This window comes from Roseateles sp. P5_E11 (genome assembly GCF_054049355.1).
Map to the genome: position 1 here is coordinate 1 of NZ_JBFUMO010000168.1, position 10,831 is coordinate 10,831.

The 10,831-nt window shown below is 68.5% G+C and carries 13 protein-coding genes; 3 read left to right on the forward strand and 10 right to left on the reverse strand.

All coding sequences use genetic code 11. The annotated features are described in order from the left end of the window. The first annotated feature begins 108 nt into the window (after positions 1 to 108). The gene (locus ACXJKR_RS14270) at positions 109 to 498 is read left to right on the forward strand and encodes a hypothetical protein (RefSeq protein WP_056199123.1); all 390 of its coding nucleotides are present in this window, start codon (positions 109 to 111) and stop codon (positions 496 to 498) included. Between the two features lie 114 nt (positions 499 to 612). Here ACXJKR_RS14270 and ACXJKR_RS14275 read toward each other — a convergent pair whose 3' ends face one another. The 7 genes from ACXJKR_RS14275 to ACXJKR_RS14305 all read right to left on the reverse strand — a co-directional run bounded on the left by ACXJKR_RS14275 (position 613) and on the right by ACXJKR_RS14305 (position 7,093). Next, entirely contained in the window at positions 613 to 969 is a 357-nt protein-coding gene (locus ACXJKR_RS14275; protein WP_457323395.1) for a hypothetical protein, read from the reverse strand. A gap of 211 nt (positions 970 to 1,180) precedes the next feature. Further along, positions 1,181 to 1,612: a DUF1841 family protein gene (locus ACXJKR_RS14280; RefSeq protein ID WP_457323396.1), complete on the reverse strand. Its 432-nt coding sequence runs from the start codon at positions 1,610 to 1,612 to the stop codon at positions 1,181 to 1,183. A gap of 36 nt (positions 1,613 to 1,648) precedes the next feature. Continuing rightward, positions 1,649 to 3,496: a glutathione-regulated potassium-efflux system protein KefC gene (kefC, locus tag ACXJKR_RS14285; RefSeq protein ID WP_457323397.1), complete on the reverse strand. Its 1,848-nt coding sequence runs from the start codon at positions 3,494 to 3,496 to the stop codon at positions 1,649 to 1,651. Beyond that, on the reverse strand, positions 3,493 to 4,149 hold the full coding sequence (gene kefF, locus ACXJKR_RS14290; RefSeq protein ID WP_082532748.1) for a glutathione-regulated potassium-efflux system oxidoreductase KefF: 657 nt from the start codon (positions 4,147 to 4,149) through the stop codon (positions 3,493 to 3,495). The genes kefC and kefF overlap by 4 nt, the downstream gene beginning before the upstream one ends. Before the next feature lie 285 nt (positions 4,150 to 4,434). After that, positions 4,435 to 4,986 (reverse strand): outer membrane beta-barrel protein, encoded by a 552-nt coding sequence (locus ACXJKR_RS14295; RefSeq protein ID WP_457323402.1) that lies wholly within the window; start codon positions 4,984 to 4,986, stop codon positions 4,435 to 4,437. 62 nt (positions 4,987 to 5,048) lie between these two features. Further along, on the reverse strand, positions 5,049 to 6,437 hold the full coding sequence (locus ACXJKR_RS14300; RefSeq protein WP_457323398.1) for a sensor histidine kinase: 1,389 nt from the start codon (positions 6,435 to 6,437) through the stop codon (positions 5,049 to 5,051). Next, on the reverse strand, positions 6,434 to 7,093 hold the full coding sequence (locus ACXJKR_RS14305; RefSeq protein ID WP_056199107.1) for a response regulator: 660 nt from the start codon (positions 7,091 to 7,093) through the stop codon (positions 6,434 to 6,436). The genes ACXJKR_RS14300 and ACXJKR_RS14305 overlap by 4 nt, the downstream gene beginning before the upstream one ends. A gap of 85 nt (positions 7,094 to 7,178) precedes the next feature. Between ACXJKR_RS14305 and ACXJKR_RS14310 the strand changes: the two genes are divergently transcribed. Both ACXJKR_RS14310 and ACXJKR_RS14315 read left to right on the forward strand, forming a co-directional pair. Further along, positions 7,179 to 7,634 (forward strand): MaoC family dehydratase, encoded by a 456-nt coding sequence (locus ACXJKR_RS14310; protein WP_457323399.1) that lies wholly within the window; start codon positions 7,179 to 7,181, stop codon positions 7,632 to 7,634. Between the two features lie 44 nt (positions 7,635 to 7,678). Continuing rightward, positions 7,679 to 8,584, forward strand: a complete 906-nt coding sequence (locus ACXJKR_RS14315; RefSeq protein ID WP_457323400.1) for a DUF808 domain-containing protein — start codon at positions 7,679 to 7,681, stop codon at positions 8,582 to 8,584. Here ACXJKR_RS14315 and ACXJKR_RS14320 read toward each other — a convergent pair whose 3' ends face one another. From ACXJKR_RS14320 to ACXJKR_RS14330, 3 genes are all read right to left on the reverse strand, one after another. Then, on the reverse strand, positions 8,585 to 9,415 hold the full coding sequence (locus tag ACXJKR_RS14320; RefSeq protein ID WP_056199739.1) for a segregation and condensation protein A: 831 nt from the start codon (positions 9,413 to 9,415) through the stop codon (positions 8,585 to 8,587). 12 nt (positions 9,416 to 9,427) lie between these two features. Further along, entirely contained in the window at positions 9,428 to 9,631 is a 204-nt protein-coding gene (locus ACXJKR_RS14325; protein WP_056199099.1) for a DUF3460 family protein, read from the reverse strand. Between the two features lie 14 nt (positions 9,632 to 9,645). Beyond that, positions 9,646 to 10,831, reverse strand: a 1,186-nt coding sequence (locus tag ACXJKR_RS14330; RefSeq protein ID WP_457323401.1) for a SulP family inorganic anion transporter, incomplete at its 5' end; no start/stop codon positions are given.

Sequence of the window (10,831 nt, forward strand, 5' to 3'; positions counted from 1 at the left end):
AAGGCCATCAGTGAGGGTAAGTTCACGGTCAACGCGAACGCCATCGCCGACAAGCTGGTCTCAAATGCGCAAGAATTGCTGGACAGCCGCGTCAATAAGCACTGAACCATGACCGCCATCGCTCCGTCCACCCTCGGCACCGAACTCGAACAGCCTCTGCTGGCTGTCGAGGCTGCGCTGAACCAGCTCGGTGATGCGCTGGCCCGCCGCGACGCGACGGCCATCGAACAGCATGCCGCCGAGCTGCACCAGCACCTGGCCCGCGCCGTGCAGAACTTCAGCGAAGCCGCCCGCACCGGCAGCGTGCCCAGCGCCCTGCGCAACCGCCTTGTGCGTGCCGGCGGCCTGCTGGCCGCCCAGCGCGAAGCCCTGGCCCGCGGCAATGCTTCGCTGGATCGTGCGCTGGACGTGCTGATCCCGAGCGAACCCACCGGCCTGTATGGCGCTGGCGGCAAGGCCGAGCGCCGCAGCGTCGGCGGCGGCAGCTACCAGGCCTGATCGCGCCCCAAACGAAACAAGCCACCTCGCGAGGTGGCTTTTTTGTGCCCGTTCGGCCCGAGCAGGCAAAGAAAAGCGGCCCTGGGGGGCCGCTTGTCATTGCGCGGGCTCCGCTTACTTGGCTGCCAGGGCAGTGGTGCGGCGCACGACCGGGGCCGGGAAATCGCCCAGCTCGCGAGCGGCGTTCTCGCCATGGTCGGCGGCCAGCGCTGCGGTCTGTTCGACCTGCAGGTCGGTCGCCCTGACCGTCAGGATGGCCTGACGGGGCAGCTTGACGGTTGCGACGGCGGCAGCCTTGGCGGTGGCCGGCGTCGTCGCTTCGACACCCTTCTCACCTTGGAGGGCAGCCAGTTCGCCGCTGTTGCGGGCGGCCACGAGGTCGGCGATGACGGATTCGCGGGTTGTTTGTGCGGAGGCGGCGCCGGCAGCGATCAGCAGGGCGGCGGCAAAGACGGTAGACAGCTTGCTCATGATGATTTCCTTCAAGTTCCGTGGCGGGGCGTTCCGCCTGGTTTGCTTGGGCATCGCGACCGCGGTGTCCATGGGCTGAACTCTAGGCAGTCAGGCTCAGTAGAAACACCAGGAGCGGAGCAATGCGTCGTTCAGAAAAGGAAAACAATCAACGACCTGAATAAGCTGTTGTGCCGGAAAAATATCGAATTTATTCCGATGCTGACCGGGCTCAGCGGGTAGCCGCCTGGCGCACCTTGTCCAGATAGGCGTGTCCATCCGGCGGCAAGCCGCTTCGCTGGGACGCCCACACCATTTCCCCCAGGGCTTCCATGGCGACATGGTGGGCCTCGTGGCGGGAATTGCGCTTGGCAGCCAGCAGGTCGATGGCCTGGCGGATGCCCGAGGGCTGGTCGATGGCGTGTTGCTCGGTGATGGTCAGATGCATGGACAGATGCAGGAAGGGGTTGGTGCGCCCTTCCTCCACCGTGTAGACCTTCTCCAGCGCTGCGGCTTCGTCGGCGAGATCGGAGTGGTACTCCGGATGCTCGGCGATCCAGTCCGCTGCAAGGGCTTCCATCGGGATCAACGGCGCGCCGTCGCGCCACTTGCGGTAGGTGGCGCAGAAGAAGCGCCGGACTTCGAGCTGGGATGGGGCGAACATGACTCGATTGTCGCCGCGCACCTTCAAACCCTGCCCTCAAAGAGGCGGTGCGGCGTCCTGCCTGTCCCAGCCGCCACGCTGGGCCTTGCGGTGCGCGTCCTCGGCCTCGCGCTCGGCGGCGATCAACTGCTCGAACTGCTGGCGGCCCAGCCGGGCAGCGGCGATCAGCGCGCCCTCGTCACCCTGCAGCGGCACCATGGTGTTGAGCACGTCGATGTTGTGGCGCCGGAAGCGCATGGCCTGGCGGCGTGCGGCGTGCGGCTCCATGCCGGTCAGCTCCAGCACGCTGCGCGCGCTCATCAGCGCGGCGTCGAAGGTCTCGCGCTCGATGTGGCGCACGCCGGCTTCATGCAGCTGGTAGTAGTGCTGCACATTGCGTGCGCGGGCCACGACGGTGAGCTGCGGGAAATGCTCGCGCGCCAGCTCGGCAATCTCGACGCTCTGCGCGATGTCGTCGATGGCGATGACGAGGATGCGCCCCGTTGCCGCCCCGGCGGTCTTGAGCATGTCCAGCCGTGTCGCGTCGCCGTAGTAGACCGTCCAGTCGAAGCGACGCAGGCTCTCGATGGCCTCGGAGTCGTGGTCCAGCACCGTGGCCTCCAGCCCATTGGCGCGCAGCATGCGGGCGACGACCTGACCGTAGCGGCCACTGCCGGCAATGATGATGGGCGAGGGCGGTGGCGGCGTAGCTTCGGCGCGCTTCTTGAGGCCGCGGCGGGCGAGCTTCTGCGACATCAGCCGGTCGCCGCCGGTCAGCAGCAGCGGCGTCAGCGCCAGCGACAACGCCACGGCCGCCACCAGGGCCGAGTTCTGCGCCGCGCTGATCATGCCCTCGCTCTGGGCGAGCTGGAAGACGACGAAGCCGAACTCGCCGCCCTGGGCCAGCAGGATGACGAAGGCGGGCCGCTCGACCAGCGGGATCTTCATCGCCTTGGACATGGCCACCAGCACGAAGATCTTGCAGCCCAGCAGGGCCAGCACCAGCAGGGCCACAAAGCCCGGCTGGGCGGCGACGGCCTTCAAGTCCAGCCCCATGCCGACGGCGATGAAGAACAGGCCGAGCAGCAGGCCCTTGAAGGGCTCCAGGTCGGTCTCCAGCTCGCGGCGGTATTCGCTTTCGGCCAGCAGCACGCCGGCCAGGAAGGCGCCCAGCGCCATGGACAGGCCGACGAGTTGCATCAGCGCCGCCGTTCCCAGCACCAGCAGCAGGGCCGCGGCGGTGAAGATCTCGGGTGTCTTGCTGTGGGCAATCCAGCGCAGCGCGGGCCGCAGCAACAGGCGACCGCCAAAGACGATGACGATGATGGCGCCCAGGGCCTTGCCCGCCGCCAGCCAGGTCTTGCCGTCGCTGTCGTCTGCTGCGCCGCTGAGCGCCAGCACTGGCACCAACGCCAGCACGGGAATGGCGGCGATGTCCTGCAGCAACGCAACCGACAGGATGCTCTCGCCCGCCGTCGTGCGGCCGAGGTTGCGCTCGGCCAGCACGGCCAGCGCCACGGCGGTGGACGACATCGCCAGGCCCAGGCTGACGACGACGGTCAGCCGCCACGGGTAGCCCAACGCGAGGCCCACCACAGCAAGCGCCGCCGCGCAGCCCAGCAGCTGTACGCTGCCCCAGCCGAAGATGGGCCGGCGCATCGCCCACAGCCGCTTGGGCTCCAGCTCCAGGCCGACGAGAAAGAGCATCAGCACCACGCCGAGCTCGGCGACCTCGGGGATGGCCGTGGATTCAGGGATCAGCCCGAGCACGGCCGGGCCGATCAGCAGGCCGGCGACGAGATAGCCGAGGATGGAGCCCAGGCGTGCCCAGCGCGCCAGCGGCACCGCCAGCACGGCGGCGGCCAGGAACACGAGGGGCAGTTGCAGCCAATTGCCGTGGCTCATTCGTCGCTCCCGGCATCCAACGTAGAGAACAACGGTGGCCGCTCGTCCAGAGCAACGGCCTCCTCGTCGCCGATGGCCGGCTCGGCGAGGTGCTCGCACCACTCGGGGTAGTGCGCCAGCCGCTTCACGAACAGCTCGGCATGGGCGGTGATCTCGGCGTCCGTCACGCGGTGGGCGCCTTGCAGGATCTGCGGCGGCAGGTAGTTCATGCCGCAGGTGTGGGCCGACTGCCGGTAAGGCAGCAGGAACTCGTCGATGGGGTGATGGTTGTGGCCGCCCGGCGCATAGGCCTCGGCACCGCCGCCGGTGGAGGCGACCAGCCAGAAGTCCTTGCCATGCAGGGCCGTGCCGCCGGGCCCATAGGCCCAGCCCAGGCGCGGCACCTCGTCCAGCCAGAGCTTCTGCAGTGCCGGCATGCTGTACCAGTAGATGGGATGCAGCATGACGACCAGCTTGGCGGCTTCGAGGGCGCGTTGTTCGGCGTCGACGTGGATGTGGAAGTCCGGATAGAGGCGGTAGAGGTCACGCAGCTCGACCCGGTCGACCGCAGGCGAGGCACGCAGCGCATCGAGCAGCGTGCGGGTCGCATGGGAGCGGGCCAGGTCGGGGTGGGCGGCGAGGACGAGGATGTCGCGGGCGGTACTGTCAGGCATGGCCCGCGAGGTTAACTGCTCGCGGGAGCCTGTGCGGCAGCGGGCATAGCCCGCGCCGGGGTGAGTTGCGGGGACAGGCAAGGCGCTGGCGAGGCGTGGGTCGCGACCCATAACGAGCCGGCAACGCCGCATGACCCCGCAAATCRCCCCGGCCCTCCGGGTTGAGCCTGGCAAGGGCGCATGCGGCGTTGCTCGTCGTTGCGGGCGGGGGCCCGCGGCCTCCTCGCGCCTTGCCTGCACCTTTGCCAGGCTCAACGCGGGCTATGCCCGCTGCCGCGCAGGCTCCTAGAACTTGAAGGCCAGACCCACCTCGGCCTTCTGCTGCGTGAAGCGGTCGCCGTCGCTGCGGCGCGAACCGTAGCGGTTGTATTCGACGGTGGCGGACACCTGCGGTGCGAGCTTCCACTCCAGGCCGCTGCCGAACATGGGCCGCACGAAGGACTCGCGATCGGTGTGGCCCAGCGAGTCGCTGGCCTTGAGCCGGTTCACGGCCAGGCCGACCTTGCCGAAGAGTGCGAAGGAATCGCCGAGCGGGGTGGTGGCCCGTGCGGCCAGGTAGGCGACGCTTGTGGACATCTTCAGCTGGTAGGAGGAACCTGGCGTGGGGTCGGCCGCGTGGTAGCTGCCGAAGGCGCCGTAGCCCAGCTCGGCCGCCCAGGTGGGCGTGAACCGCAGCCCGGTGTACAGCTTCATCGCATGCGGCTTGTTGTCGTTGGCCACGTCATGGCCGTTGATGCTGAAGTTCGCCTCGCCGGGAGTAGTGAGGTTGAAGCCGACGTAGGGGTCGGCGGCATGCGCGGGCAGAGCGGCCAGCGCGGCAACGGTGAGGAACAGCACAGCTTTCAAACAAGGCTCCGGTCGGTGGTGGAAAGGACCGGGCCATTGTTGAAAGCCGTGGCTTAAGGAATGCCCAAGACGATGGCCGGCAACCGAAGTTCGAAGCGCGCACCGCAACCACTGCCGTCGGGCCACGTGAGGCCGTCGCCCAGCGTGACCTGGCCACCCAGTCGGTCGGCAGCCCGCGCCACGATGGCCAGGCCCAGCCCGCTGCCCTGCACGTCATGCCCGGCGCCGCGCCAGAAGCGCTCGAAGGCCTGAGGGCGGTCGGCGGGCGCAATGCCCGGGCCGTCATCGGCAACAGCCAGCCGCAGGCCGTCGGGCGTGACGTCGAGACTGACCTCGATGCGGCGGCCGCGGCCCACGTAGCGCAATGCGTTGTCGAGCAGGTTCTGCAGCAAGGACTGCAAGGCCACGGTGTCCAGGCGTACCGGCAGCTGGTCCGGCGCGTCTAGCGCCAGCGCAATGCCGCGCTCGCGTGCGGCGCCCGCCTGCTCGGCCAGTCGCTGCGCGCAGAAATGCGCGAGGTCGAGGGCGACCGGCGCGGCGGGCTGCTCGTTGTCGAGGCTGGCCAGGTCCAGCAGCTGGCGCGACAGGTGGGCGCTGCGTGCGATGGCTTGTTGCAGCCCGGCGGCGGCAGTGGTGCGTGCGTCGGCATCAGCTGCGTGTACGAGGGCGTGGGTCTGCGTGGCGACGACGGCCAGCGGCGTGCGCAGCTCGTGCGCCGCCTCGTGCACAAAGGCGCGTTCACGCGCGCGGCGCCTGCTCAGGCGGCTCAGCAGTGCGTCGAAGGCCTGACCCAGCGGGCGCAGCTCACGGTAGTGCAGGTCCACGTCCAGCGGTGCCAGGTCCTGCCGCAGGTCCAGGCTGTTCAGCCGGCGAGCAAAGCGGCGCAGCGGCGCCAGGCCCGTGTAGACGGCGATCCACAGCGGCAGCAGCATCAACGGGAAGCCCACCAGCAGCTGCATGCCCAGCGCGCCGCTGGCAAAGCCGAGCAACTGGGCGCGCGACAACGCCGGCTCGGCCAGCCGCAGCGACCAGCGCGGCCCGTCCTGGCGGTAGGTCCAGTGCGTCCGGCCGGCGATGGTCTGCTCGCCGACGCCCGGCTTGGCAATGGCATCGCCGGGTGCCGACGCGTAGACCTGTCGGCCTTGACGGTCCAGCAACTGCATCAGCAGCGGGCCTGTCGTCATGGTCTGCCCCATGCGCAGCCCGTTGATGTAGCGCGTGTGGCCATCGAGCACCCGGGCAGCCAGCGCGGGATCGTCGATCTCTTCCAGCCCCGCGGCGAGCTGCCGGCCCAGCTGGCGCACACCCGGGTCGGTGGCCAACTGGTGCTGGACATCGAGCTGGTCGTCCACCAGCAGCAGCACCGAGCACAGCGTGAAGGCGAGCAACAGCGCGAGGATGAGYCGGCGCGTCAGCGTGGGTTGCAGCCATTCGAACTTCATGCACATTCGAGCCAGTAGCCCACGCCGCGCAGCGTGCCGATGCGGGCCGCGCCCACCTTGCGGCGCAGGTTGGCCAGGTGCACCTCCAGCGTGCCGAACTCCATCGGCTCGCCCAGCGGCGCCAGGCGTTGCGCGAGCTGGTGCTTGGCGACCACACCGCCGCGTTCGCGTGCCAGTTCCAGCAGCAGCTGATATTCGCGCGGCGACAGCGCCAGCTCAGCGCCCTCCAGCAGCACCCGCTGGCGACGCGGCTCGATCGTCAGGCCGCCCAGCGTCCACTCGTCGCTGGCCTGCTGGGCGCAGCGCCGCAGCACCGAGCGCAGGCGCGCCATCAGTTCGGGCATCTCGAAGGGCTTGACCACATAGTCGTCGGCGCCGCCGTCGAAGCCGGCGAGGCGGTCCTCCAGCGTGGTGCGTGCGGTGATGACGATGACTGGCACTGCGCTGCCCTGGCGGCGCCAGCGTGTCAGCAAGGCGCGGCCGTCGCCGTCGGGCAGGGTCTGGTCCAGCAGCACGGCGTCCTGCGCGGCGGGGTCGAGCTGCCGGGGCGCGTCGTTGGCGCGCCGCAGCCAGGTGCTGCTGTGCCCTTCGGTGCACAGCGCGGCCTGCAGCGCAGGCCCCAAGCCGAGGTCGTCCTCGATCAACAGAATGTGCATGGAACGGTGGTGTCGCGTGGGCTACGGTCGATCAGGGCGCGCGAGGTTAACGTAGTGGCACACCCGCCACCTTGCGTCACCCTGCATGCGCCACTTCGACACCCTTGCCGATCTCGAATCCCTGATCAGCCAGCCCCTGGGCCACAGCGACTGGATCACCGTCGACCAGGCGCGCGTGAACGCGTTTGCCGAGGCGACCGAGGACAGGCAGTGGATCCACGTCGACCCCGAGCGTGCCAAGTCAGGGCCTTTCGGCGGGCCGATCGCACATGGCTTCCTGACGCTGTCGCTGATCCCGTATTTTTTTGAGACCGGCTTCTCGGTACGCGAGTCGCGCATGGTGCTGAACTACGGCCTCAACAAGGTGCGCTTCACGAAGCCGGTGCCGGTGGGCAGCCGGCTGCGCGCCGGCTTCAAGCTGCTGGCCATGGACCCGGTGGCCGGTGGCGCGGTGCAGTTGACGGTGGAGGTCGCCATCGAGGCGGAAGGTGTGGCCAAACCCGTCTGCGTGGCGGAGAGCCTCGCTCGGCATTACCGCTGAGCGGATAGCATCGCGGCCGTTCCAACGACCGCATCGCCTGCCCCATGGCCTCCAGCCTGCTCGTCCTGCTCGACGACATCGCCACCATCCTTGACGACGTGGCGACCATGACCAAGGTCGCCGCCACGAAGACCGCCGGCGTGCTGGGCGACGACCTGGCGCTCAACGCCCAGCAGGTCACCGGCGTCAATGCCGATCGCGAACTGCCGGTCGTCTGGGCGGTGGCCAAGGGTTCGCTGCTCAATAAGGCCATCCTGGTGCCTGCGGCCTTGGCCATCTCGGCTGTCCTGCCTTGGGCCATCACGCCGTTATTGATGCTGGGAGGTGCGTATTTGTGCTTCGAGGGCTTCGAGAAGCTCGCGCACAAGTTTCTGCACAGCCCCGAAGAGGACAAGGCCCACCACGACGATCTGGTCAAGGCCATCGCCGACCCGCAGGTAGACATGGCCACCTTCGAGCGCGACAAGGTCAAGGGCGCCATCCGCACCGACTTCATCCTGTCCGCCGAGATCATCGTCATCGCCCTGGGCACCGTGGCCAGCGCGCCGCTGCAGACCCAGCTGGCCGTGCTGGTGGCCGTGTCGATCGCGATGACGGTGGGCGTCTATGGCTTCGTGGCCGGCATCGTCAAGATGGACGACGCGGGGCTGTGGCTGTCGCGCAAGGCGGGCGCCGCAGCGCAGGCCCTCGGCCGCTTCCTGCTGGCCGCTGCGCCGCAGTTGATGAAGCTGCTGACGGTGCTGGGCACGGCGGCGATGTTCCTCGTCGGCGGCGGCATCCTCGTGCATGGCATTGCGCCGCTGCATCACGCCATTGCCCATCTTGCAGAGGGCCAGGCGTGGCTGGTGTCAGCGGTACTGGAGAACGGTGCCAATGCACTGATCGGCGTCGTCGCCGGCGCACTGGTGCTGGCTGCCGTGACGGTGGTGCAGAAGCTGCGCGGACGTTGATCAGTTGGCCGAGTAGGCCAAGCGCACATAGATCGGCGCGAACGCCTCGGCCTGCGTGATCTCCAGCAGGCGCTCCTTGGCCAGCTCCAGCATCGCGATGAAGGTGACGACGATGACGGCCTGGCCGCGCGTGACGTCGAACAGGGCCTCGAACTCGACGAAGCGCTGGCCCTGCAGGCGGCGCAGCACGATGCTCATGTGCTCGCGCACCGACAGCTGCTCGCGGCTGATCTTGTGGTGCTGGTTGAGCTTGGCACGCTTGAGGATATCGAGCCAGGCCTCGCGCAGATCGTCGGTGTTGACGTCGGGGAAGTGGGGCGTCAGCGACTGCTCGATGTGGACCTGGGCGCGCAGGAAGTCGCGACCCAACTGCGGCAGGCGGTCCAGCCGCGCGGCGGCGAGCTTCATCTGCTCGTACTCCAGCAGGCGCCGCACCAGCTCGGCGCGCGGATCCTCGGCTTCCTTGCCATCCTCGCTCTTCTTGGGCGGCAGCAGCATGCGCGACTTGATCTCGATCAGCATCGCGGCCATCAAGAGGTATTCGCTGGCCAGCTCGAGGTTGTGCTTGCGGATCTGCTCGACATAGCTCAGGTACTGGCGGGTCACGTCGGCCAGCGGGATGTCGAGGATGTTGAAGTTCTGCTTGCGGATGAGGTACAGCAGCAGGTCCAGCGGGCCCTGGAAGGCCTCAAGGAAGACTTCCAGCGCATCCGGCGGGATGTAGAGGTCCAGCGGCATCTGGAACAGCGGCTCGCCGTACAGGCGCGCCACTGCGACCGCGTCGACCACCTCGGGAAGGTCAGACGCGGCTTGGCTGGATTCCTCAGCCATGGCCGTCAACGCTTACTTGCCGGACGTTTGATAGACGTAGGGCTGCTGCGGCACGCGGGCGTCGTCGAAACCGGCCTGGGCGTTGCGGTCCTGCTCCTTGTCCCACAGCAGGGCACGGCCGGCGCGCTGTTCGGCCTCCAGCGTGGGGCGCTGGGCCTTGAGTTGCTCAATGAAGTTCGTGACTTCGGACTTGTAGGGCTTCCAGAACAGCGGCATGGGGGTCTCTTTGACTAAGGGGCTGATTTTAGATCGGCGATGCTGGGCACGATGGCGGCGTCGCCCAATTCGGCCGCCAGACCGGAGCGGCGCAGCAGATCCAGGGGCTGGGCGTTGATGTTGGYGAGCACCAGGGCGACGCTGCGCTTGGCCAGCGTGCGGTGCAGTTCGCGCAGGGCCTCCATGCCCGAGGTGTCCATGACGATCAGTCGGTGCATCTCGAAGACGATGGCCCGCGTGCCAGCGGGCAGCTGCTCGGCCAGCGCCTCGATCTTGCCAACCGCGCCAAAGAACAGGGCGCCATAGAGCTCGTAGGCCACCACGCCCTCGGGCAGGACGCCTGCGTCGAAGCGGCTGATCGTGAACAGCTGGCCCATGCGCCAGACGAAGAACACGCAGGACGCGATCAGGCCCACCTCCACCGCCACGGTCAGGTCGGTCACGACGGTCAGCGTGAAAGTGCCGACGAGCAGCGTGCGGTAGGTGAAGTTGAATCGCCGCAGTCGTGCGAACTCGTGCCAGTCGCCCATGTTCCAGGCGACGACGAGCAGGATGCCGGCCAAGGCCGCGAGGGGCACATGCACGGCCAGCGGCGCGGCCACGAGCAGGATGATCAGCAGGCTCAGCGCATGCACGATGCCGGCGACCGGGCTGGTCGCGCCGGCACGGATGTTGGTCACCGTGCGGGCGATGGTGCCGGTGGCCGGCATGCCGCCGAACAGCGGCGCCACCAGGTTGGCGATGCCCTGCGCCATCAGCTCCTGGTTGGGGTCATGGCGGGGCAGGTCAGGCGTGAGCTTGTCGGCCACGCGGGCGCAGAGCAGTGACTCGATGGCGCCGAGCAGCGCCAAAGTCAATGTCGGGATGACGAGCTGGCGCAGGCCCTCCCAGCTCGCGTCCGGCCAGGCCAGCGCTGGCAGGCTGCGCGGAATGCCACCGAAACGGCTGCCGATGGTTTCCAGCGGCAGGTCCAGCAGCGCGGTGGCCAGCGTCGCGCCCGCGAGCGCGATGACGGTGCTGGGCAGCAGCGCCATCCAGCGCCGCACGCCGCTCAGGGCCTGCTGCCCGATGTTCTTGGGCCAGAGCAGCAGCACGGTCACGGCCGCGGCCGTCGTCGCAACGGCCCAGGGATTGAAGCCTGCCGCGTGCGCGCTCAGCACGCCAATCTGGCCGAAGAAGTCGGCCGGCATGGGCACGCGC